General features: G+C 39.6%; 17 protein-coding genes and 2 riboswitches. Of the genes, 16 read left to right on the forward strand and 1 reads right to left on the reverse strand.

What is annotated here, in order from left to right:
* The first annotated feature begins 142 nt into the window (after nt 1-142).
* Nucleotides 143-311: riboswitch (Lysine riboswitch) on the forward strand.
* Between the two features lie 102 nt (nt 312-413).
* The 13 genes from JQM81_RS05695 to JQM81_RS05755 all read left to right on the forward strand — a co-directional run bounded on the left by JQM81_RS05695 (nt 414) and on the right by JQM81_RS05755 (nt 19,028).
* Entirely contained in the window at nt 414-2,024 is a 1,611-nt protein-coding gene (locus JQM81_RS05695; RefSeq protein WP_235232575.1) for a Na+/H+ antiporter NhaC family protein, read from the forward strand.
* Nucleotides 2,025-2,237: 213 nt separating this feature from the next.
* Nucleotides 2,238-5,159 (forward strand): insulinase family protein, encoded by a 2,922-nt coding sequence (locus JQM81_RS05700; RefSeq protein WP_235232576.1) that lies wholly within the window; start codon nt 2,238-2,240, stop codon nt 5,157-5,159.
* A 52-nt stretch (nt 5,160-5,211) separates the two neighbouring features.
* Entirely contained in the window at nt 5,212-6,108 is an 897-nt protein-coding gene (era, locus tag JQM81_RS05705; protein WP_235232577.1) for a GTPase Era, read from the forward strand.
* A 172-nt stretch (nt 6,109-6,280) separates the two neighbouring features.
* Nucleotides 6,281-7,030, forward strand: coding sequence for a DNA repair protein RecO (gene recO / locus JQM81_RS05710; RefSeq protein ID WP_235232578.1), 750 nt, complete (start codon nt 6,281-6,283; stop codon nt 7,028-7,030).
* Between the two features lie 247 nt (nt 7,031-7,277).
* A riboswitch (cobalamin riboswitch) is annotated at nt 7,278-7,465 on the forward strand.
* A 64-nt stretch (nt 7,466-7,529) separates the two neighbouring features.
* A complete protein-coding gene (locus JQM81_RS05715) occupies nt 7,530-8,648 on the forward strand; it encodes a uroporphyrinogen decarboxylase family protein (RefSeq protein ID WP_235232579.1) in 1,119 nt (372 codons plus the stop codon).
* A 62-nt stretch (nt 8,649-8,710) separates the two neighbouring features.
* Nucleotides 8,711-9,367, forward strand: coding sequence for a corrinoid protein (locus tag JQM81_RS05720; RefSeq protein WP_235232580.1), 657 nt, complete (start codon nt 8,711-8,713; stop codon nt 9,365-9,367).
* A 14-nt stretch (nt 9,368-9,381) separates the two neighbouring features.
* Nucleotides 9,382-10,410, forward strand: a complete 1,029-nt coding sequence (locus tag JQM81_RS05725) for a methylcobamide:CoM methyltransferase MtbA (RefSeq protein ID WP_235232581.1) — start codon at nt 9,382-9,384, stop codon at nt 10,408-10,410.
* Nucleotides 10,403-12,205 (forward strand): ASKHA domain-containing protein, encoded by a 1,803-nt coding sequence (locus JQM81_RS05730; protein ID WP_235232582.1) that lies wholly within the window; start codon nt 10,403-10,405, stop codon nt 12,203-12,205. The genes JQM81_RS05725 and JQM81_RS05730 overlap by 8 nt, the downstream gene beginning before the upstream one ends.
* 128 nt (nt 12,206-12,333) lie before the next feature.
* Nucleotides 12,334-13,725: a glycine--tRNA ligase gene (locus tag JQM81_RS05735; RefSeq protein WP_235232583.1), complete on the forward strand. Its 1,392-nt coding sequence runs from the start codon at nt 12,334-12,336 to the stop codon at nt 13,723-13,725.
* A 337-nt stretch (nt 13,726-14,062) separates the two neighbouring features.
* Nucleotides 14,063-14,812 carry a LytR/AlgR family response regulator transcription factor gene (locus JQM81_RS05740; protein ID WP_235232584.1) on the forward strand — a complete coding sequence of 250 codons (750 nt, stop codon included), beginning with the start codon at nt 14,063-14,065 and terminating at the stop codon, nt 14,810-14,812.
* A gap of 21 nt (nt 14,813-14,833) precedes the next feature.
* Nucleotides 14,834-16,138, forward strand: a complete 1,305-nt coding sequence (locus JQM81_RS05745) for a sensor histidine kinase (protein ID WP_235232585.1) — start codon at nt 14,834-14,836, stop codon at nt 16,136-16,138.
* Between the two features lie 147 nt (nt 16,139-16,285).
* Entirely contained in the window at nt 16,286-18,256 is a 1,971-nt protein-coding gene (locus JQM81_RS05750) for an FtsX-like permease family protein (RefSeq protein ID WP_235232586.1), read from the forward strand.
* A 1-nt stretch (nt 18,257) separates the two neighbouring features.
* Complete coding sequence (locus tag JQM81_RS05755) at nt 18,258-19,028, forward strand: ABC transporter ATP-binding protein (protein ID WP_235232587.1); 771 nt, start codon at nt 18,258-18,260, stop codon at nt 19,026-19,028.
* 165 nt (nt 19,029-19,193) lie between these two features.
* Here the strand turns inward: JQM81_RS05755 and sstT are convergent, their stop codons facing one another.
* Nucleotides 19,194-20,450 carry a serine/threonine transporter SstT gene (sstT, locus tag JQM81_RS05760; RefSeq protein ID WP_235232588.1) on the reverse strand — a complete coding sequence of 419 codons (1,257 nt, stop codon included), beginning with the start codon at nt 20,448-20,450 and terminating at the stop codon, nt 19,194-19,196.
* A 377-nt stretch (nt 20,451-20,827) separates the two neighbouring features.
* Here sstT and tdh point away from each other — a divergent pair, with 377 nt between their 5' ends.
* The 3 genes from tdh (at nt 20,828) to JQM81_RS05775 (ending at nt 23,977) form a co-directional block, all read left to right on the forward strand.
* A complete protein-coding gene (gene tdh / locus JQM81_RS05765) occupies nt 20,828-21,868 on the forward strand; it encodes an L-threonine 3-dehydrogenase (protein ID WP_235232598.1) in 1,041 nt (346 codons plus the stop codon).
* A gap of 39 nt (nt 21,869-21,907) precedes the next feature.
* Nucleotides 21,908-23,104 carry a glycine C-acetyltransferase gene (locus tag JQM81_RS05770; RefSeq protein WP_235232589.1) on the forward strand — a complete coding sequence of 399 codons (1,197 nt, stop codon included), beginning with the start codon at nt 21,908-21,910 and terminating at the stop codon, nt 23,102-23,104.
* A 105-nt stretch (nt 23,105-23,209) separates the two neighbouring features.
* Nucleotides 23,210-23,977: a transposase gene (locus JQM81_RS05775; RefSeq protein ID WP_235232590.1), complete on the forward strand. Its 768-nt coding sequence runs from the start codon at nt 23,210-23,212 to the stop codon at nt 23,975-23,977.
* Nucleotides 23,978-23,981 lie beyond the last annotated feature (4 nt).

Genomic DNA, 23,981 nt, shown 5'->3' on the forward strand with positions numbered 1-23,981 from the left:
ATTCAGTTGTAAGGTAATACGGGCGGTCGCGAAAGCGGCCGCCTTATTTATGATCACAGATCTATGCAAATCATTGCTAAATTATATATCATTGGTTGACTTTTCCTTATAAAAATGATACAACTTTGTTATATGAATAATGAGACTTGATAGAGGCGCAGATTTCATAAGTACTTTGTGGCAATAGTCTGGGAGGACTGCCGATTAGAAAAGGGGGATCTGCCGAAGAAATTCTATTCTCCCAATAGGATTTCTGGGCTGCAGTCAGAACATGCTGCAGACTGTCACAACAGTGGAGCGCTATCATGGATGTATGACACAGTATTGATCTGTTATGCCATGAGCGCGCCCGGTAAGCGTTGTTCATGGTATTTTTATTTTCAATATATAAGCAAAAGAGAGGAATTTTAGCAATGAGAGGAAAGAAAAAAGCAATGTGGGGTGTGATGACCCTTCTGTGTATTCTTCTTTGTAGTTCAATGACCGTATTTGCTGCAGATGAAGCGGCTGAGTATGTGCCAAAGATGTATGCGTCTTTCTGGTCACTGGTTCCGCCAATCGTCGCAATTGTACTTGCATTGATTACAAAGGAAGTATACAGTTCATTATTTATTGGTATTTTAATTGGAGGCGTATTTTATTCTGGTTTTACGTTTGAGGAGACTGTTCTTCATGTATTTCAGGATGGTATTGTCGGAGTTCTGACAGATAGTTACAATATGGGAATCCTTGTGTTCCTCGTAATTCTGGGAATTATGGTGTGCATGATGAATAAGGCTGGTGGTTCAGCTGCATTTGGTCGCTGGGCAAGTGTACATATCAAAAGCCGCGCAGGTGCACAGCTTGCAACCATTCTCCTTGGTGTATTGATCTTTATTGATGATTATTTTAATTGCTTGACCGTAGGAAGCGTTATGCGTCCGGTGACAGATAAGCATAATGTATCGAGAGCAAAGCTGGCATATCTGATTGATGCGACAGCTGCACCAGTTTGTATTATTGCCCCAATTTCATCTTGGGCGGCTGCAGTTACCGGATTTGTTGAGGGTGAGGATGGATTTTCTATCTTTATTCGTGCGATTCCATATAACTATTATGCATTACTTACGATTGTTATGATGGTTACAATTGTAATATTAAAGATGGATTATGGCCCGATGAAGCTTCACGAAACGAATGCACTTCAGGGGGATCTATATACTACAGCGGATCGTCCGTATGCTAATGCAGAAGAAGATGTTGTGGACAGCAAGGGCGGCGTCATAGACCTGATCTTCCCAGTGGCTGTTCTGATTGTGTGTTGTGTAATTGGTATGATATATACCGGTGGCTTCTTTAGTGGAGTAGGATTTATTGAGGCGTTTTCTGCAAGTGATGCATCTGTAGGCCTTATGCTTGGAAGCTTCTTTGCATTTGTAATTACGATTGTGTTCTATGCAGTACGCAAAGTGTTGAAGTTCTCTGATTCTATGGCATGTATTCCAGATGGATTTAAAGCTATGGTACCTGCAATCTTGATCCTTACATTTGCATGGACCTTGAAAGCAATGACAGACAGTCTGGGTGCGAAAGAATATGTGGCTAATGTAGTTCAGAATGCAGCTGGAGGATTCATGAATCTCCTTCCTGCAATCATCTTCCTTGTAGCATGTTTCCTGGCATTTGCAACTGGTACTTCATGGGGGACCTTCGGTATCCTGATTCCGATCGTAGTTGCAGTATTTTCTGGAACAAATGAGACGATGATGATTATCTCTATCTCTGCATGTATGGCAGGTGCTGTATGTGGTGACCATTGTTCGCCGATTTCTGATACGACGATCATGGCTTCGGCCGGAGCGCAGTGTAATCATGTTAACCATGTATCTACACAGCTTCCATATGCGATTACGGCAGCAGCAGTATCATTTGTTACTTATGTAATTGCCGGATTTGTACAGAATGCATTTATCTGTCTGCCAATTGGAATTGTTTTAATGGTTGGAACATTGATGGTGATTCGTAAAGTTACCGCAGATAAATAAAAATGTCGATAAAAAACAGAAGTTTCGAAAGAGACTTCTGTTTTTTTGTTAATGAAAATCCTTTCCTAATCTGCTTGTAACCTGGGATTAAATTGGATAAAATACTCTGTATAGGCAAAAGTATAAAACAGGGTTCAACCATTGAAAAAAAGATGTTATAATGCTATAGGTGTAGTCGTGATGACACCGGAAGAAAGGAGATAACAAAATCTTATGAGCATCAGAGATTTGAAGACATATGACTTGATCAAGGAAGAAGAATTGAAGGGAATTCAGTCTAAAGGTTATTTGATGAGGCACAAGAAGAGTGGCGCAAGAGTTCTTCTGATAGAAAATGACGATGAGAACAAGGTGTTTAGTATCGGTTTTCGTACTCCGCCCAGTGACAGTACCGGAGTGCCACATATCATGGAACATTCTGTGCTGTGCGGATCAAAGAACTTCCCGGCCAAGGATCCATTTGTAGAATTAGTGAAAGGGTCGCTCAATACATTTTTAAATGCAATGACTTATCCGGATAAAACAGTGTACCCAGTGGCAAGCTGTAACGATAAGGATTTCCAGAATCTCATGCATGTATATATGGATGCGGTACTGTATCCGAATATCTATGAGCATGAAGAGACATTCCGTCAGGAAGGCTGGAGCTACAAACTGGATTCTGCAGATGACAAATTAAGTTATAATGGAGTGGTCTATAATGAGATGAAGGGGGCATTCTCTTCACCGGAAGGTGTGCTTGACCGAGTGGTTCTGAACACATTATTTCCAGATACATCCTATGCAAATGAATCCGGTGGAGATCCGGAGGTCATCCCGGAGCTGACCTATGAACAGTTCCTGGATTTTCACAGGACTTATTATCATCCGTCCAACAGCTATATATATCTTTATGGAGATATGGATATGGAAGAAAAGCTATGCTGGCTGGATCGGGAATATCTTTGTCATTATGAGAAAAAAGTAGTAGATTCAGAGATTCATTTGCAAGAAGCTTTTTCAGAAATGAAGGAATTGGAGATGCCATATTCCATAGCAAGCGATGAATCAGAAGACGAAAATACGTACCTTTCTTATAATAAGGTAATTGGTACAAGTCTAGATCGAGAATTGTATCTGGCGTTTGAAATTCTGGATTACGCATTGTTATCTGCGCCAGGTGCGCCATTGAAGACAGCTCTTACGGATGCTGGAATTGGACAGGATATTATGGGATCTTATGATAATGGAATCTATCAGCCGATTTTCTCTGTAATAGCTAAGAATGCAGATGCAGATCAGAAGGATAAGTTTATTGAAGTTATCGAGAATGTGCTGACGGACATTGTGAAAAATGGGATGGATCAGAAAGCACTTGAGGCGGGAATTAATTATCATGAGTTCCGTTACAGAGAAGCTGATTTTGGAAATTATCCGAAGGGATTGATGTATGGACTTCAGATAATGGATAGCTGGCTATATGATGATGACAAACCATTCATTCATATCGAGGCATTGGATACATTTGCGTTCCTGAAAAAACAGGTGGGAACTCGCTATTATGAGGACTTGATCCAGAAATATCTGCTGGATAATACTCATGGTGCGATTGTTATTGTGAAACCTGAGAAGGGGCGTACTGCCCGCATGGATGCTGAGCTGGATGCAAAATTACAAGAATATAAAGCCAGCCTTGGCGATGAGGAAATCAGAGAAATGGTTTCTCGGACAAAGAAGCTGGAAGAATACCAGTCAGAACCAGAGAGTGAAGAAGCGCTGGAACGGATCCCGGTTTTAAATCGAGAAGATATTTCCAGAGAAATTGATCCGATTTTTAATGAAGAGATGAATTTGGCAGGAGTTCCGGTCGTATTTCATGAAATTGAGACAAATGGAATTGGCTATGTAGATGTGATGTTCGACCTGTCAGGAGTCAGTGCAGAAGAACTTCCTTATGTTGGAATCTTGCAGTCTGTGTTAGGAATCATTGATACAGAGAATTACGGATACGGGGAACTTTTTAATGAGATTAATATGCATACCGGAGGAATTGGAACATCACTGGAGCTTTATAACGATGTTACCAATATAAGGGAGAAGGTATTTAAAGCAACATTTGAAATCAAGGGAAAAGCACTTTATCCAAAGCTTGAAAAAACATTTGAGATGATGGGGGAGATTCTGACTGCTTCCAAGTTAAATGATACGAAACGAATCAAAGAAATCCTGGCAATGACCAAGTCAAGGCTCTCTATGAAATTCCAGTCATCCGGGCATACAACAGCGGCGCTTCGGGCATTGTCCTATGCTTCTCCGTCCGCAAAATTCAAGGATATGACAAATGGCATAGATTTTTACCAGAAGATAGTGGATCTGTCAGAGCATTTCGAGGAAGAAAAAGAATCAATAACAGCAACACTTATCAATCTTACCAAGAAACTATTCCGTCCGGATAACATGATGATCAGTTATACTGCTTCAAAAGAAGGAATGGACGGATTAGAGAAGATGATTGCCAATCTTTCCGAAAGACTTTACAAAGAAGTTCCAGAAGAGACACCATGCATCATCCATTGCGAAAAGAAGAACGAAGGATTCAAAACAGCATCAAAAGTACAGTATGTGGCACGAACCGGTAACTTCATCGATAATGGAGCTGCATATACCGGAGCACTTCAGATTCTGAAGGTAATCCTAAGCTACGATTATCTCTGGCAGAATATCCGTGTAAAAGGCGGAGCATATGGATGCATGAGCAATTTCAACCGCATAGGAGAAGGTTATTTCGTTTCCTACCGTGATCCAAATCTGAAGCGCACCATAGAAGTATACGAAGGAATTGTAGATTACCTGAAGAACTTCACCGTAAGCGACAGAGACATGACCAAATACATCATCGGAACCATCAGCAATATTGATCAGCCTATGACACCCGCAACCAAAGGCGAACGATCCATGAACCTCTACATGAATAAAGTAAGCGCAGACATGATCCGCGAAGAACGCAGTCAGATTCTAGATGCAACACAAGATGATATCCGCGCCCTTTACCGAGTTGTAGAGGCCGTATTGAAGGCAGATCAACTGTGCGTAGTTGGAAGCGAAGACAAAATAGAAGAAAATAAAGAACTGTTTAAAACTGTGACAAGTTTTTAACAGGGGACGTAGTAAATTGAAAGAATACTACGTCCCCATTTAAGGAGTTTTTATGAGAAAAGATTATAAATCGGGATTTGTTACTTTGATCGGACGCCCAAATGTGGGGAAATCTACGTTGATGAATTGTCTGATAGGACAAAAAATTGCCATTACTTCTAATAAGCCGCAGACGACGAGAAATCGTATCCAGACGGTGCTGACAACGGAGGAGGGGCAGATCGTGTTTGTGGATACGCCGGGTATCCACAAGGCGAAGAATAAACTTGGAGAATATATGGTGAATGTGGCAGAGCGGACGTTGAATGAGGTGGATGTGGTGTTGTGGCTTGTGGAGCCAACGACGTTCATCGGTGCAGGTGAGCAGCACATTGCCAAGCAGCTTCAGAGAGTTCATACCCCAATTATTCTGGTTATTAATAAGATTGACAGTGTGAAGAAGGAAGAGGTATTGCCGGCAATTGCAGCGTATAAGGATGTCTGCGATTTTGCGGAAATTGTTCCGGTGTCTGCAAGAAACGGGGATAATACGGATGAGTTGATACGAGTGATCATGAAGTATCTTCCTTATGGACCACAGTTTTATGATGAGGATACCATTACTGATCAGCCGGAGCGTCAGATCGTAGCAGAGCTGATTCGCGAAAAAGCACTTCATTGTCTGCAGGATGAGATTCCACATGGAATTGCGGTGGCAATTGACCAGATGAAGATGCAGAAGAAGGTAATGCATATTAATGCGACCATCATCTGTGAGAGAGACTCCCACAAGGGGATAATTATTGGAAAACAAGGAAATATGTTGAAAAAGATTGGCAGCACAGCCCGCTATGAGATTGAGAAAATGCTGGATTGTCAAGTGAATCTGAAACTCTGGGTTAAGGTAAAGAAGGACTGGCGAGACAGCGAATATCTAATGAAAAATTTTGGATATCGGGATGAAGAATAAAATCAGCCTTTTCTGGGAGAACCTAATCCTATCAACAGAGGATGAGGTGATTTCATGGAAGAAGAGTACTGGGAGCGTTTTCTGGAGACGGGAAAAGTGACAGATTATCTTTGCTATAAGGGAATGCAGATTTGTAAACAGATAATAAAAGACCATGAAGGTGGAATAAACGGTGAATCAGATTACAGTGACAGGCCTGGTCCTGCAGGCAGCTCCTGTCGGCGAATATGACAGACGAGTGGTAATTCTGACAAAAGAACGAGGGAAGATTGCAGCATTTGCCCGCGGCGCAAGAAGGCCTAACAGTGCACTGATGGGAGTAACGAGTCCATTTTCCTTCGGAGAATTTACAGTTTATGAGGGGCGGACATCATATACATTGGTGTCGGCCTCTATTTCCAATTACTTTCAGGAGCTGCGTATGGATGTTGAAGGGGCATATTACGGATTCTATTTTATGGAGCTGGCCAATTATTATGCAAGAGAAGCTAACGATGAGACTCAGCTATTAAAGCTTTTGTATCAGACTCTTCGGGCGCTTGTAAATCCCCATATACCAAACCGGCTGATTCGGTATATCTATGAGCTGAAAACGGTCAGTATCAATGGAGAAGGACCACAGGTATTCCAGTGTGTAGGATGCGGGGACAGAGAAAGACCAATGGTGTTCAGTGTTAGACGTGGAGGTCTGCTCTGTGACAGATGCAGAAGAGATGTTTCGGATGGAATGGTGCTGAATCCCTCTACAATCTATACGCTTCAATATATTGTGGGAACGCCGGTGGAAAAACTATATACCTTTACCGTATCTGATGAAGTGCTTCGGGAACTGGGAAAAGTGACCGGAAGATATCTGGAAACTTACGTAGGAAAAAGATTTAAGTCATTAGAGATATTAGAACAATTGACAAAATTAGGATAAAAATATACATAAAAGGGGAGCCTCGCATCCGACCAGATCTGTTGGTGTGCGAAGCTCCTCTCTGATGTTATTCTTTTTCAAGCAGCGTTTCCTGTAATATATTTATCTGTATTATAGTTTGTCAGAACGAATACATAAAGTGAATGAATCATTTAGAGATGAAAAACCCGTAGAATAGAAACTATCTATATAAGACTTTTATTATAGAAATAACCGATTTGGAAAATGTTAATTCACATGATAAACTTGAAATGTAAACGTATATAGTGACAATGAGAATTGTTGAAAAGGGAATTCGGTGAGAGTCCGGAGCAGCCCGCTCTACTGTGTGACGGACGATGGTTTTATTGACCACTCAAGATGTTTTACTTTTGGGGAAGGAAATCCAGAGGATGAAGTCGAGTCAGGAGACCTGCTATATATTTTCAGGAGATTTCGGTGGGGAAAGGCAGTGTTTACGCTGTTTTTTCGTACCGTATTTTATTTTAGGAGGTAAAAAATGGATTATCAAGAGCTGAAAAAGTTGATGAATGAACAGAAAGAAGAGATGACACCTTCTGAACGTATGGCAGCATACATGAAAGGGGAGGAAGTGGACTGCATTCCATATGGAATTCTTGCCCCAGAGATGGCGATTGCCGATCTGATGGGATATTCAACGAAACAAATGAGCGAAGATCCGGAAGTTATGACAAAGGTCATCAGGGAGAAGGATGTGACATATAACAATTTTGGATTTGGAGTTGGGCCGGATTTAAGAACCATTGGAGTAGCACTTGGATCGAAACTTTTCACACCAGAATACGGAGTGCCTCGAATCGAAGAACATGTCCTTATGGATTATGCAGATTTTGATAAATTAAAAGTAGTGGACCCATATGACAATCCCGTTCTTACCCCAATGCTTGATATGGCAAAAGAATTAAAAAAACGATTACCCGAATATCCAATCAGCACAGGTGTGACAGGGCCAGTGTCATGTGCAGCTGCGATCAGGCCGGTGGATTTAATGTTAAGAGATACCAGAAAAAATCCGGAAATGCTGAAAAAGCTTTTGAAACTTTCCAATGAATGTTCATTAAAATGGGTAGAAGCATTTTGCAAAGAATTTGGGCCATGTTCTGTATTTATATCTGATCCGGTAACCTGCTCGGATATTTTGAGTAAAAAGCAGTTCGATGAGTTTTCTTATCCATATTTGAAAGAGATGATTGATGGACTTTATGAAATAACAGGACAGCCGCCTATGATCCATATTTGTGGAAAAACGAAACCAATCTGGAACGACATTGCAAATAGTGGAGTATGTGCATTTAGTATAGATAATTGCGAAGATCTTGCTGAGGCAAAAGAAGCGATTGGAGATAAAGTGATGTTAATGGGAAATGTACCGCCAGTAGATGTTATGTTAAATGGTACGATTGATGAGGTGATTGCGTCCTGTAAAGAATGTATTGAAAAGGCAGGAGACAGTCCAAAAGGATTCCAGCTTAACGTCGGATGTCAGACGCCGTTTGGTACATCTAAAGAGAATATGGAAGCTCTTATCTATGCAGCAAGAAAATATGGGCGTGGTGCGAAAATAGGATGTCTGCCGAAAGGATTGCAAGAAGATTAAGAGGTAGTTTATAGAATCAATAGATGTTAATCTTGATTAATAAGTTTTAGGAGGAAATGATCATGGCAAGATCAAAAGAGGAATTACTGGAAGCGTTATCTGAATGTGTAGTTGAAATGGAGGACGAAGAGGTCGTAGATGTTGCGAATGAATATCTGGAAGCAGGATACCCAGCGTTTGATGGTATTATGGATGGACTTGTAGATGGAATGAATAAGGCGAGTGATTTGTACGATGCAGAAGAATATTTCGTTACGGATGTATTGCTCTGTTCTGATGCAATGTATGCAGGATTAGACGTGCTTCGTCCGCATCTTCCTGCGGATGATACCGGTGTAGAAAAACCAAAAGTTGTTATCGGTGTAGTAGAAGGAGATACCCATGATATCGGTAAGAATCTTGTAAAGATTATGCTGGACACAGCAGGGTTTGAAATGTATGATTTAGGAAGAGATGTCCCGTTAGATAATTTTGTAGATAAGGCAGTGGAAGTAGGTGCTTCTATTATCTGTATGTCAACACTGATGACAACTACCATGATTGGTATGAAGACCGTTATAGATAAGTTAAAAGAGCGTGGGATCCGTGATCAGTTCAAGATTATGGTTGGTGGAAGTCCGATTTCTCAGAAATATGCAGATGAGATCGGAGCAGATGGATATTCTGTAAATGCAGTAGAAGCGGTGAAGCTTGCTAAGCGTTTGATGGGAATTGCGTAATAAGGAGGCAATACATGTTGACAGAGAAAGAACGTTTGGAAAAAGTGTTCCATCATGAAGAGGTAGATCGCCCTCCGTGCATTTGCCCGGGTGGAATGATGAATATGATTACGTCAGAGTTGATGGATACTTGTGGGGTGACATGGCCGGAGGCACATACGGATGCTGAGATGATGGCAAAGCTTGCGTTGGCGAATTATGAGAATGGATGCTTTGAAAATGTGGGAGTACCGTTCTGTATGACTGTAGAGGCAGAGGCCATGGGGGCAGAAGTGACCATGGGAACGAAGATATTCGAGCCTCATGTGACGGGGTATGCCATCGATTCTGTACTGGATTGGAAGCAACTAAAGCCGGTAAATCATGAAGAGGGCCGTGCAAAGGTAGTTTTAGATGCTATCCGTATTTTAAAAGCTAAGAATCTGGATGTACCAATCGTTGGAAATATTACCGGACCAATCAGTACAGCAAGTTCTGTAATGGAACCTGTGAATTTTTATAAGGATCTCAGAAAACACAAGAAAGAGGCCCATGAATATATGACGTTTGTGACGGAGCAGATTATTGATTTTGCCAGAGCACAGATCGAGGCTGGAGCAGATGTTATTGCAATCTCAGATCCGAGTGGTACAGGAGAGATTCTGGGGCCAAAATATTTTGAAGAATATGCAGTAAAATATCTGAATATGGTTCTGGATGGACTTCAGGATGAGAAGATGGGAACTATCGTGCATATCTGTGGACAGATGAAAAGTGTATATAAACAGATTGATATGGTACACAGTGATGCATTAAGTTTCGACTCTGTCGTGCCAATGTCTGAGGCAAGAAAGCATCTGGAAGATCGTGTTCTGATGGGAAATGTCAGTACCTATGCATTGGAGTTTGGAGATCCGGAGCGTGTGGCGAAGCTGACTCGCAGCTGTGTTGCCGGCGGCTCGGATATCATTTCACCGGCGTGTGGTCTGGGAACAAAGTCACCGCTTGCGAATATACAGACAATTTTAAAAACATTAAAAGAAGAGGTACTAGCTGATGCCTAAGATAACAGTACAGCCGGCAGGAAAGAGTTATGAGTATACAGTAGGAAAAACATTGTTGGAGATTCTTCTTGCTGAGAAGATATTTGTGGACAATCCCTGTAATGGGAAAGGAGTATGTGGGAAATGCCGTGTGAAGATTCTTGGCGGAAATATCCCAGAGGCCTGTGAGACGGAGAGAAAGCTTTTGAAATCTGAAGAACTGGAAGCAGGAATCCGTCTGTCCTGTCTGGTCAGACCGGAAGATGATCTGGAGATTGAACTTCTTGGAAAAGAACGGAAACATGAGGTTCTGACTACGGGCTATATCCCGGATTTTACATTTGACTGTGATATTGAAAAACGAGTAATAGAGATTCATAAACCCACATTAAGCGACCAGACCCCTTGGGAAGACCAGATAAAAGAGCAGCTTAGAATGGATAATATCAGTTTTCCGGCTCTTCAGTCTGCGACATTCGCCCCGGGACAGGTTACAGTTGTTCTGCATAATGGTGAAGTGATACAGGTTGAAGAAGGTGACACTTCAGATTCCTTGTATGGTGTAGCAATTGATATTGGAACGACAACTGTCGTATGTGCATTGATTGATATGCATACAGGGAAAGAGCTGGCTAATGCATCTATGATTAATGCACAGAAGCATTTTGGACTGGATGTTCTTACGAGAATTACCTATGAATTAGAGCATCCTCTGGATGGAGTAGAAAAACTTCGCGGTGCTATTGTGGAATCCATTAATGATATGATTCAGGATATTTGCGGACAGGCAGGAGTCTTAAAAGAACAGATCTATGAAATTACGGTAGGTGCCAACTGTACGATGATGCATATGCTTCTGGGAATAGATGCAACTCCGATCGGAAGGGCACCGTATGCTCCAATGTTCGTAAAATCAAAGGATATTCCAGCTGATTCGATTGGAATACATGCGGCGAAGGGAGCAAGGCTTTATTGTCTTCCATCCGTTTCCGCGTATATAGGGGCAGATATTGTGGCTGGCGCTTATGTGTGTGAGTTGGAGAAAGAAAAAGGCAATGTATTATTCATTGATATTGGAACCAATGGAGAAATCGTATTGTCCAGTCATGGAAAGCTCTTGTGCTGTTCTTGTGCAGCTGGTCCGGCTCTGGAAGGAATGAATATCAGTTCCGGCATGCGTGCGGCAGAGGGTGCCATTGAGGATGTAGAGATCACCGAAGAAGGTGTGAAGCTAAAAGTCATTGGCGATGAACCGCCAATCGGTGTGTGTGGAAGCGGTATTCTTGCAGTGGTAAAGGAATTGTTAAAGTCTGGTCTGGTACGCAAGGATGGTGCGTTTATTAAGAAAGATAAATTAGAAGAAACAGATTACCGTTATCCGATGCTCCAGTTAGATGGAAGAAAACGAGAATTTATCATGACAGAGAGTCCTGAAAAGCTTCTCATCACGCAAGGAGATGTACGCCAGGTACAGCTTGCAAAAGGGGCAATTCTGTCCGGATTTATAGCTCTTCTGAATAAAGCTGGAATCCAGATGGAAGATCTGGATAAAGTGATGATTGCCGGTCAGTTTGGAGCACATCTTCCGGCGGATAGTCTGACAGGAACAGGAATCTTGCCACAGGAAGTTGAAGACAGGCTTGTCTATGTCGGAAACTCCTCGAAGACAGGCGCATATATGGCACTGATGTCAGCTCAGGTAAAGCGAGAAATGGAAGAATTAGCTCACAATATGGATTATATGGAATTAGGAGCAACACAAGGATATGAGAGACTTTTCTCCGATTGCCTGATTTTCCCAGATTTCAGTAAATAACACCTTGAAAAGATATACAGTTAAATGTATAATAGTTTACAATTATACATTTCAGTTGTCGTGCATCCGGTGAAAGTTATCGGAAGCAGATTCTGCAAGTATAAAAAACAGAAGGTGAGGATGAGGATATGGTAGAAAAAACAATGGACAAAATCGTGGCATTGGCGAAATCCAGGGGGTTTGTATATCCAGGATCTGAGATTTACGGAGGGCTTGCAAATACATGGGACTATGGAAACCTCGGAGTAGAGTTAAAGAACAATGTCAAAAAAGCATGGTGGCAGAAGTTTGTACAGGAGAATCCATATAATGTTGGTGTTGACTGTGCAATCCTTATGAATCCACAGACATGGGTGGCAAGCGGACACCTTGGCGGATTCAGTGATCCATTGATGGACTGTAAAGAATGTCATGAGCGTTTTCGTGCAGATAAGATGATTGAAGATTATGCACATGAGAACGGTATCGATATTGGAGACAGTATTGATGGATGGAGCCATGAACAGATGGAGACATTTGTCAAGGAGCATGAGATTCCATGTCCAACATGTGGAAAGCATAACTTTACGGAGATTCGTGAGTTTAACCTGATGTTCAAGACATTCCAGGGAGTTACAGAAGATGCAAAGAATACGGTATATCTGAGACCTGAGACTGCACAGGGAATATTCGTAAACTTCAAGAATGTACAGCGTACTTCAAGAAAGAAGATTCCATTTGGTATCTGCCAGATTGGTAAATCTTTCCGTAATGAGATTACACCTGGTAACTTTACATTCCGTACCAGAGAATTTGAGCAGATGGAACTGGAATTCTTCTGCGAACCGGGAACAGACCTTGAATGGCATGCATACTGGAAGAAGTATTGCCTTGACTGGCTGAAGGCTCTTGGCATTAAAGACGAAGAGTTACGTCCACGTGATCATTCACCAGAAGAACTCTGCTTCTACAGCCGTGCAACAACAGACGTAGAATTCCTCTTCCCATTCGGATGGGGCGAGTTATGGGGAATCGCAGACAGAACAGATTACGACCTGACTCAGCATCAGAATGTATCTAAGCAGGATATGTCTTACTTTGATGATGAGAAGAAAGAAAAATATATTCCATACGTTATCGAACCATCACTGGGTGCTGACCGTATGGTGCTGGCATTCCTTTGCAGCGCATATGACGAAGAAGAATTAGAAGGCGGAGATACCAGAACAGTCCTTCACTTCCACCCGGCACTTGCACCAGTAAAGATTGGAGTCCTTCCACTTTCTAAAAAGTTAAATGAAGGCGCTGAAAAAGTATATGCACAGTTATGCAAGAAGTATAACTGCGAATACGATGAACGTGGCAACATTGGTAAACGCTACCGCCGCCAGGACGAGATCGGAACACCATTCTGTGTAACTTACGATTTCGATTCCGAAGAAGACGGAGCAGTAACCGTACGTGACAGAGACACCATGGAACAGGAAAGAGTTAAAATAGAAGATTTGGATGCTTACTTTGAGAAAAAGTTTGCATGGTAAGAAATAAAGGGATGTAGATAAAGTTGGTGCTGGAGTTGAACTCCAGCACCACTTTTCTTTACAAATGGATTCTCTCGATGTTCCTTTTCATAAATCATAGATTTCTTTATTTGCGGACATTTGTAGGGAAACAATGGTTTGATATGGTCTTACAACAGTAATTCAAAAAAGCATAGCTGACATAAGAGAACGGGTATCCGCTGTGATTGGACAAAGTAAAAATTATGGAAAAATGTGAAAGCGGAAGAAAAAGTTATAAGATAATACGTTTGTTTTTGGAATTATATATAGTAGTATTAGTATATCGTCTATTTATAAAAATACGTGAGAGGAATTTATGATTCAAATATATATATGTGAAGATCAGGAAAAACAGCTTTTATATTTCAAGCGAATTATAGAAAAATATATTACAAACACACATAAGGATGCCAAGGTTGTGTCGGCTCGAAAAAATCCACAATACACTTTATTTGATGTAAAAAAATATGGGGAATCTCCGGCATTGTTTTTTTTAGATATACAGTTGGAAGGATATGCTATGGATGGATTTCAGCTGTCAAAAGAGATAAAAAAGAATATGAAAGACAGTTACATTGTATTTTTGACATCTTGTGAGGAACTGGCATACAAAGCTTTTGAGTATGAACTTGAAATTGTAGATTATATTGTGAAACAGCCACAGGATTTCCTTGCAGATAAAATGAGCGCAAGAATTGAGAGAAGGATGAATAGGATATTTCAGAAAATAGAGAAATCCAGAGAGGTAGATGTGCGCCCATCGGTGAAGCTGGAATCGGGAAGCCGGATGATAGAGATTCCTATTGAAGATATTGTAATGGTACAGGCAATTAAAAGTACTCATATGATTGATATCTATACAACGAGTCAAAAAATAAAAATAAAAGAAACATTGAAAAAAATGTTTGAAATATTGGGTGGAGATTTTATTTATGTGAATAAATCTTGCATTGTGCAGAAAAAAAAGATTCGAGAAATAGATAAGAAGAATCATTACGCGTTAATGCCAGGAGGATTAAAGGTAGAGGTCTCATATAGAGAAATGAGGAACCTGTTAAGAGATTAGTAATGAAATGGTGTGAGTTGTATGATCTTAATAAATGGAGTATTATCGGGACTTTGTGTAGTCATAGGGGCAACTGGCTTACTGAGTAAACCGTTACGAAGGACAGAGTATCTGATACTTATTGGATATGTGGCAGTTGTAGGAATACTGGCACATCTTTTTATAAAACAAGACACAGGACTTTTGATGTTGGCAGGATTGCTAGGAATGATTGTTGCCATGGAAAAAGAAAAAAAATTATTGAATTTATTTATGGCTTGTTTGGGGTACGTTATTGCGATTATAGGAAATAATGTAATGCTAGTTTTTATTGATGTGTTTTTGAGAATACCGCGGGATGTGATAAGCGAAAAATATACATTTATTTTTTCGATGATATATGCTTTGTTATCATACACTGGGTTGTGTGTTTTACGTAAGGTTATCTATTCTCGCAAAATGGTCCAGAGAATATTTACCGAAATATCTTCGAAAGTACAGTTGGCACTTGTTATAAATATAATAATATTTCTTTCTATCTTTCTGATGAATATAACATTAGGAGAGAAGGTTGGATATTCAAAAAACATGTTAATGTTTAATAGCTTCTTGTTTTTTATAAGTTTGGTAATAATATCTTGGGTTCTTTTGAATGTTGCGAAGAGTATAGAGGAAGAAGAAAAGCAAAAAGCTATGATTCATCAACAGAAAATATTAGAAAGCTATGTAGAGAACCTTGAAAAGATGTTAGAAGAAACAAGGGCATTTCGTCACGACTATAAAAATATATTGTCTACTATGTCAGGATTTATCAGAGAAAATGAGATGGAAGGTTTGCGTGAATTTTTTTATCAAAAGATATATTTGCAAGAAGGAAGGGAAGAGAGTCAATCTATAGCATGGAAAAGTTTGAAGAATATCAAACCAATGGAATTAAAAGGATTTTTGTATGAAAAATTGTTGTTGGTTTTTGCGAAGAATATAGAAGTGCAGGTAAATATAGCTGAAAATCTGAATGTAAAATACAAGGACATGGAGGATTTGGTCCGAATATTGGGGATATTTCTTGATAATGCGATTGAAGAAACAGAGTCGATAGAAGATGGAAAAATACAAATTGTTATAAAAAAGACTGTCAAAGGGGTTATTTTTCGTATAGAGAATAATTGTAATTGTCTACCAGAAATCTCTGTTTTGACACAGAAAGGATATTCCACAAAAGGTGAAGGAAGAGGAAATGGTTTACACTGGGTAGAACAGCTTTTAGAGAAGCATTCGGATATGTTTCATGAATTGACAGTAGAGGAAGAAAAAGTAGTTCAAGTACTTGAGGTAATAATAAATTAAAAGGATGAAAAATGTCGTAAGAAATATTAATTCTATTTCTTGCGGCATTTTTACGTTTGAGGTTAAAAGGGTTACGTTGAAGGTCGAAAACTGGAAAAAAATCAAAAAAAAGAGGATACTGAATTTGAAAGTAAGGGGGGAGAATAATTGAAAGCACTTTTTTTTAAGTTATTAAAAACAAGGAGTAAGGATTATCTGCTTGTAATTTTGAGTGGCATTTTTATCATATCTCTGGTATTTTTCACGGCTGGTGTTGAAAGTTGTATGATATTTGTGTCTACAGGAGAGACAGCAGGAATGACCGCATTAATTATGGAGTCGGAAAAAGCATTCCTTCTGTCTTATGTGTTACTGGTGGCTTTGATGATTTTGACTCTTTTGTCTTACATTCGAAAGAGAGTATATGATTATTCAATGTTGGAAGTGTTGGGAATTCAGAAAAAACACAAGTATATGTTTGTCGGATTTGAGTACTTGGGGATTATCTTGGGTTCCGTTGTAGGCGGAGTATTGGTAGGCGTATTGGAAGTGGAGATTATAAAAAGGATTCTCGAACACAAATTTACTGATGATGCAGGGAATATATTTTATGGTTGGTCACCATTCCTGTTTACATTGATAATCAGTTTGCTTATATTTGGACTTGGTTTTATGATTTGTGACCAGATGATAAGCTGTCTGGGAATAGATTATGTTATATCTATGGGAAAGAAAAGTGGGAAAAAAATTCAACGATCGTTGAGTTTGATTGTGTCAGGTGTTGTTATAATGGGGCTTGCACTTGTTTCTATTGTGACTTACTGGGGGAAAATTGGGAGTATCATTCCTTTTGCGCTGGCGGCTGGGGGATTATTTCTGTTTATGATTTCTGTAAGTGCAAATTATCTTCATATGTTGAGAAAACGAGAACAAAAATATTTAAAAAAAATTCTATGGTTGGATAGCTGGTACGATCAATTTTTCTATCATATGAATGTGACTTGTATTGTGGCAGTCTTCGTGTTTGTTATGTTGTTCGGATTTGGATTGCCGATTATGGATAATGTTCCGGTTGTGCAGCCGGAGATTTTTCCTTATGATCTGGTGTGGTATGCGAATGAACAAGATATGGAATTTTTGAATAAATTAGAAGAAGCCTATGAGATAAAGGTAGAGACTAAACCCTGTATTCGTGTAGTGTCTGGAGATTATGGTGAACATATGGGAATACCAGAGTCTGTTTATGAAGATTGGACAGTGAAAAAATTTGATATACGAGATAAGGAAATTTACGTTATTTATCAGCGTGATAGAGAGACCATGGGAACGATAGGTCTTGATTATGGAAAGTCGAAACCACGTATTTACATTGGAAGTGCAGACTGGGATATCTGGAACACGTCGGGACCTAAAGTTCTTCCGAGTAATCAATTTACAAGGAAATATAAAATTGCTGGAGAAGAGCAGAGGATTCTTACTGGTGATTTTGAGAGTCGGGCGCTTGGTGAACTAAAGGGGCAGGTGAATGAAGAAATTTTGGTGTTTTCTGATACAGAATTTGCAAATATCAAAAGAAATGCCAGAGGAGCAAACCTTGCGGTAATGATGGAAATCCCAAAGCATTATAATCAGGTTGTAAAGGAAGTGTATAATTATGCAAAGGTTCATTCTCAGGTGAATTTCTTTGATTGGCAAAATGGCAATCTGATATACGAAAAACAGCAATCTATGATGGAAAGCCGACAAGAAAAGCTGTTTACTGTGGTTTCTATGATTGTAAATGTAATAACAATGCTAATGTGTGTCATTTTTATCTTGTTCGAGAAAGCGCAGAGTGACTATTCGAAAATGGAATGGAAGTATCGATTTTATAAGAATTGTGGAATGTCTTCAGAAAAACGTAGGAAGAGTGTTTGCAAAGAAGTTTTGATATCTGAAAGGCTTGTACTTTTGTATGGCATATCACTGGGAATGTTGGCAATTGTTACCAAGATTCTTTTTAAAGGCATGTCTCCTAGGTGGAGTATTATCTATCTTGTAGGGGCAGTTTCTTTTTCTGCATTGATTGCTTTGATAGTGTGTATAGTAATGAGGATAACAGCATGGAGAATTTTTCGGAAGATTGAGAGGAATAGTTGAAATGGATGAAAAGAAGTATAAATATATTTTGGATGTGAAGAATTTAGAACGGAATTATTATACGATGACTCCGGGCGGAAATAGAATTACATATTCTGTTTTAAAAGGTGTTTCTTTTCAGGTAAAGCCTGGTGAATTTATTGGAATTATGGGAAGTTCTGGTTGTGGTAAGACAACACTTCTTAAGACACTTGGCATGTTGGATAAGCCAAATGGGGGGCGGGTTCTCTATAAGGGGACTCCAGTGGAGGAAATATATGGAGACAGGCTTGCGGAAATAAGAAGAAAAGAATTAGCTTTTATTTTTCAGGACTATTATTTGATGAATAGTCTGACCGTAAAGGAAAATATCATGATGCCTTTGATTTTGAATGAAGATGATCCGAAAAAAAGTGATCAAGCGGCGAGGTGTGAAGCAAAGCGGTTTGGGATTGAAGGATTACTGGATAAGAAACCATATGAACTTTCGGGTGGAGAAAAACAAAGAACGTCAATTTGTCGTGCTATGGTAGCGAATCCTGAGCTTATATTAGCAGATGAACCGACAGGAAATCTAGATTCCAAGTCTTCTATGCAGGTGATTCAGACCCTGTTTTATATTAACAAGCAACTTGGAAAGACACTATTTCTGGTGACACATGATCCGAAGATGGCAAGCTATTGCGATAGAATAATTTTATTAAAAGATGGAAGGATAATAAATACACTTATTAAACAAGATGGAAATGAAGAGTTTTATCAAAATATTATTCAACAAATGGCAAGGCTGTAGATAATATTTGTGTCAAAGAAAGTGGGATAGAAAACCAAGACAAATAAAAGAGAGAAAAATGTGTTGTACCCAAATGAAAAATGCCCGCGGGTTTTGCAGGCATTTTTGTATATTATTATGTATTTTGCTATTGAATCTGTCATCGGAAATCTACAGAAATAATTCTTATGCTTCCTCTGCGGATTTGGACTCAGCCAGTTTAGCGTAATATTCTGGGTGAAGTCTTCTGTCTCTGAATTCAGCAGCTGCTGTAAAGAGAACGTCTGTAGAAGAGTTAAGTCCTGTTTCGCAGGAATCCTGAATAACACCGATGATGAAACCAACACCTACAACCTGCATAGCTACTTCAGACGGGATTCCGAATAAGCTACATGCCATAGGGATCAGTAACAGAGAACCACCTGCAACTCCGGAAGCTCCAGCTGCACTGAGTGCGGAAAGTACACAAAGGATAAGTGCGGTTCCAAAGTCTACGCTGATTCCCATTGTGTGAGCAGCAGATAAAGCCATTACAGAGATGGTGATAGCTGCACCAGCCATGTTGATGGTTGCACCAAGTGGGATGGAGATGGAGTACTGTTCTTCATCCAATCCCAGTTCTTCACACAATTCCATGTTAACAGGAATGTTAGCTGCAGAACTACGTGTAAAGAATGCGGTGATGAAACTCTTTGTCAGACATTTGAATACAAGTGGGTATGGATTCTTTCTGATACAAAGGAATACGATGATTGGGTTCATTACTAATGCTACGAATGCCATACTTCCAACTAATACAAGAATCAGTCTTCCGTAAGATAACAGAGCACTCAGTCCGGATGTAGAGATAACATTAAAGATTAATCCCATGATACCGAATGGAGCAAAACTGATGACCCATTTTACACCAGTAGAAATTGCTGCTGAAAAATCATCCAGCATTTTCTTGGTAGAATCAGAAGCTGCTTTTAAAGCTATACCGAAAATACAAGCCCATGCAAGAATACCGATGTAGTTCGCATTTACGATAGAGCCTACTGGGTTAGATACAACGTTCATTAACAGATTTTTTAATACTTCGCCTACACCGCTAGGAGGAGCCATATCTTCTCCGGCTGCTTCAGCCAGTGTTAAAGTTACTGGGAATAATTTACATGCAGCTACAGATACAAGTGCTGACATTACATTACCGAGCATGTAGAGCATTACGATGAATCCCATGTTGGTCTTCTGACCCTCTCCCATGTGTGCCAGAGAACTCATTACAAGGAAGAATACCAACAATGGAGCAATGGCCTTTAATGCTCCAACAAACAGGTCTCCAAGAAGAGCAATGACAGTTACCTTAGGGATGACCAGTCCGAGAATAATACCGATAATAAGACCGCAGATAATTCTCAGAACCAGACTGATGCTGTTCCATTTTTTAAATAGATTTTTCATGTTGTTTTTCGCGGATACATTGACATTCTATATCCGCTTCCCTCTCTTTCTTTTGAATTTTGTTTCCCCACTTTTTGATGTTGACATAATGATTAAAAGAAATAGTGTGAATAGTGCTATCTCCCTTCCGCACAAATCTGCCAACACATTCAATATAAATTATAAATAATTGTATAGGATTTGTAAATATAGAAATTGTAAATATTGCCATAAAATGCGTATAAGAATGTGAAAAATTTGTCAAAATAAACAAAAAAACTACAAAAATACATTGTGTATGAATTAGAGGAGTGATATAATGGCAATATCAATGAAAACATCGTCTGGGGAGACGGTAGAAATGGGAGGGTAATAAAGTGAACGAAAGAAATGATGGAATGATGTGGGCTCTTGTCAAAGAGAAACCAGAAGAAGGATTGTGGATGAAGAGAGTGCCAATTCCAGAAGTTGGGCCGAATGATGTGAAGATTAAGATTCATAAAACGGCTATTTGTGGAACAGATGTACATATTTATCAATGGAATGACTGGGCACAGCATACGATTCCGGTAGGATTGACGGCAGGCCATGAGTATGTAGGTGAAGTTGTAGAAGTGGGTGCTGGAGTTCAGGGCTTTCATATTGGGGATCTGGTATCTGGAGAAGGACACATCACTTGTGGAAAATGTAGAAACTGTCTGGAAGGACACAAAGAGAATTGTAAAGATGCCAAGGGTGTTGGTGTAAACAGAAATGGTGCATTTGCTGAATATCTTGTAATTCCTTCTTCCAATGTATGGCCATGTAATCCAAACATTCCGGAAGAATTATATTCAATCTTTGATCCATTTGGAAATGCTACACATACAGCACTTTCTTATGATATGTTGGGTGAAGATGTGTTGATTGCAGGTGCAGGCCCGATTGGATGTATGGCAGCAGCCATTGCAAAATTCTCTGGTGCAAGACATGTAGTTGTTACAGATCTTAATCCATATCGTCTGGATCTTGCTAAAAAACTTGGGGCTACACGTACAGTTAATTTAAAAGAAGAAAAATTGCCGGACGTTATGAAGGAAATCGGAATGACAGAAGGATTTGATGTAGGTCTTGAGATGTCTGGTTCACAGGCTGGTCTGCATGACATGATCCACAATATGAAGCACGGTGGTAATATTGCACTTCTTGGACTGCAGAGAACAGATGCAAAAGTGGATTTAGAGACCGTTATCTTTAATGGTTTGAATATCCGTGGAATTTACGGAAGAAAAGTATGGGATACATGGTATAAGATGTCTACAATGATTCAGGCAGGATTAGACATTACTCCGATCATCACACATCATTTTGATATCAAAGACTATGAAAAAGGATTTGAAGCAATGATTTCCGGTCAGTCTGGAAAGGTAATTCTTGACTGGGCACATGTAAATGATTAATAACTATCATATAATTTTTAAGAAGGGACGATTAAAAAAATGGCACGTAAAGATGATATTTTAAGCATTTATACGAAAGAAGTTGAAGGAATAAAAGAAGCAGGTCTTTTTAAAGGTGAGGCTCCATTCGTTTCTCCACAGGGTGCAAGAGTAAAGATGGAGGATGGAAGAGAACTTCTTTGCATGTGTGCAAATAACTATCTCGGACTTGGTGATAATCCGCGTCTGATCGAAGCTGCAAAGAGAACTTATGATGAAAAAGGATATGGTGTTGCATCTGTTCGTTTCATCTGTGGAACACAGGATATCCACAAACAGCTGGAAAAGAAGATATCCAAGTTCCTTGGAACAGATGATACAATCCTTTATTCTTCTTGCTTTGATGCAAATGGAGGATTATTCGAGACAATTCTGACTGCAGAAGATGCAGTTATCAGTGATGAATTGAATCACGCTTCTATTATTGATGGCGTACGACTTTGCAAAGCAAAACGTTTCCGTTACAAAAACAACAATATGGAAGACCTGGAAGCAAAATTAAAAGAAGCAGATGAAGCCGGCGCAAGAATCAAATTAATTGCTACGGATGGTGTATTCTCCATGGACGGTATCATTTGCAATCTGAAAGGTGTATGTGACCTCGCAGATAAATACAATGCACTTGTAATGGTTGATGACAGCCACGCAGTTGGATTTGTAGGAAAGACAGGCCGTGGAACTGCAGAGTACTGTGGCGTACAGGGAAGAGTTGATATTATTACAGGAACATTAGGAAAAGCGCTCGGCGGAGCATCAGGTGGATACACATCCGGACGCAAAGAGATTATCGATCTCCTTCGTCAGAGAAGCCGCCCGTACCTGTTCTCCAACTCACTCGCTCCAGCAATCGTAGGCGCAAGTCTTGAATTGTTCGATATGTTAGATGAGAGCACAGAACTTCGTGATCATCTGGAAGAAGTAACCGCATACTATCGTAAAGAACTGGTAGATAACGGCTTCGATATCATCCCAGGAACCCACCCATGCGTTCCGGTAATGCTGTATGATGAAAAGACAGCAGCAGAATTCGCAAAACGCATGATGGAAAAAGGTGTATACGTAGTAGCATTCTCCTACCCAGTAGTTCCAAAAGGAAAAGCAAGAATCCGTACACAAGTATGCGCAAGCCATACAAAAGAAGATATTGATTTCATCGTAAAATGCTTCAAAGAAGTAAGAGATGAGATGAAATTATAGTAAAAAAGGGACGTAGTATTTTTCATATTTACTACGTCCCCTTTTAACAAATGTGGTGTACCTAATCGACAAATGCCCTGTACCCAGATGAAAGGGGTGACAGGAATGCCCACCAGACGACGAAAGGAAAGTAGAACTGGTATTTATCACATAATTGTTCGAGGAATCAATCACGAAAAAATATTCCAACAGCAACGAGAAAAGCTTTACTTCAAGTCTATTATTTCAAATTATCTACAGAAATATAAAGTAGAAGTCTATAGTTACTGTATTATGTCAAATCACGCCCATTTTATCATCCGGGCAGAACTTCAGATCTTATCCTTATTTATGGCAGCAATATTGGCAGAATATGCATCATATTATAATTTTAAACATCACCGAAATGGACATGTATTTCAGAACCGTTTTACAAGTGAGTGCATTGAAGATGAAAGATATTTTTGGACTTGCCTTCGTTATATTCATCTCAATCCGGTCAAAGCAAGAATGGTAAAAAAACCGGAAAAGTATAAATATAGCAGCATGGCGGAATATATGACAGGGATGTTGGGCTTGCTCCATGAAAATGCAATCGAGTTGTATGAACAAAAATTTTCATCGACAGAAGAATTCACAAAGTTTCATACAGAACAACAAATAGGAATATTCAAAGATATTTCCAGTGAAATAGAGCTTCAATACAGAGAAATAGCATTGCTTTTGGCAAAAAACATGTTTCGGGAATATCAATTGCCGCTGTTGATGCAAGTTTTTGAAGAAAAGAAAATTCGTAAAGAATATATTCAGAGACTAAAAGAAATACTGAATATATCAATAAAAAAAGCAAACGAATTATGTACGACTACCATGAATTACGTAGAAAATGAGTAAAAAG

The organism is Faecalicatena contorta, from assembly GCF_021531895.1.
Classification (GTDB): domain Bacteria; phylum Bacillota; class Clostridia; order Lachnospirales; family Lachnospiraceae; genus JAFBIX01.

Excerpts from the sequence above, each read along its gene's own strand:
- tdh (WP_235232598.1), top strand. The coding sequence starts at position 20,828 with ATGATGTGGGCTCTTGTCAAAGAGAAACCAGAAGAAGGATTGTGGATG.
- JQM81_RS05755 (WP_235232587.1), top strand. The coding sequence starts at position 18,258 with ATGGATGAAAAGAAGTATAAATATATTTTGGATGTGAAGAATTTAGAA.
- JQM81_RS05715 (WP_235232579.1), top strand. The coding sequence starts at position 7,530 with ATGGATTATCAAGAGCTGAAAAAGTTGATGAATGAACAGAAAGAAGAG.
- JQM81_RS05735 (WP_235232583.1), top strand. The coding sequence starts at position 12,334 with ATGGTAGAAAAAACAATGGACAAAATCGTGGCATTGGCGAAATCCAGG.
- JQM81_RS05720 (WP_235232580.1), top strand. The coding sequence starts at position 8,711 with ATGGCAAGATCAAAAGAGGAATTACTGGAAGCGTTATCTGAATGTGTA.
- era (WP_235232577.1), top strand. The coding sequence starts at position 5,212 with ATGAGAAAAGATTATAAATCGGGATTTGTTACTTTGATCGGACGCCCA.
- JQM81_RS05740 (WP_235232584.1), top strand. The coding sequence starts at position 14,063 with ATGATTCAAATATATATATGTGAAGATCAGGAAAAACAGCTTTTATAT.
- sstT (WP_235232588.1), bottom strand. The coding sequence starts at position 20,450 with ATGAAAAATCTATTTAAAAAATGGAACAGCATCAGTCTGGTTCTGAGA.
- JQM81_RS05725 (WP_235232581.1), top strand. The coding sequence starts at position 9,382 with ATGTTGACAGAGAAAGAACGTTTGGAAAAAGTGTTCCATCATGAAGAG.
- JQM81_RS05695 (WP_235232575.1), top strand. The coding sequence starts at position 414 with ATGAGAGGAAAGAAAAAAGCAATGTGGGGTGTGATGACCCTTCTGTGT.
- JQM81_RS05700 (WP_235232576.1), top strand. The coding sequence starts at position 2,238 with ATGAGCATCAGAGATTTGAAGACATATGACTTGATCAAGGAAGAAGAA.
- JQM81_RS05770 (WP_235232589.1), top strand. The coding sequence starts at position 21,908 with ATGGCACGTAAAGATGATATTTTAAGCATTTATACGAAAGAAGTTGAA.
- JQM81_RS05745 (WP_235232585.1), top strand. The coding sequence starts at position 14,834 with ATGATCTTAATAAATGGAGTATTATCGGGACTTTGTGTAGTCATAGGG.
- JQM81_RS05730 (WP_235232582.1), top strand. The coding sequence starts at position 10,403 with ATGCCTAAGATAACAGTACAGCCGGCAGGAAAGAGTTATGAGTATACA.
- JQM81_RS05775 (WP_235232590.1), top strand. The coding sequence starts at position 23,210 with ATGCCCACCAGACGACGAAAGGAAAGTAGAACTGGTATTTATCACATA.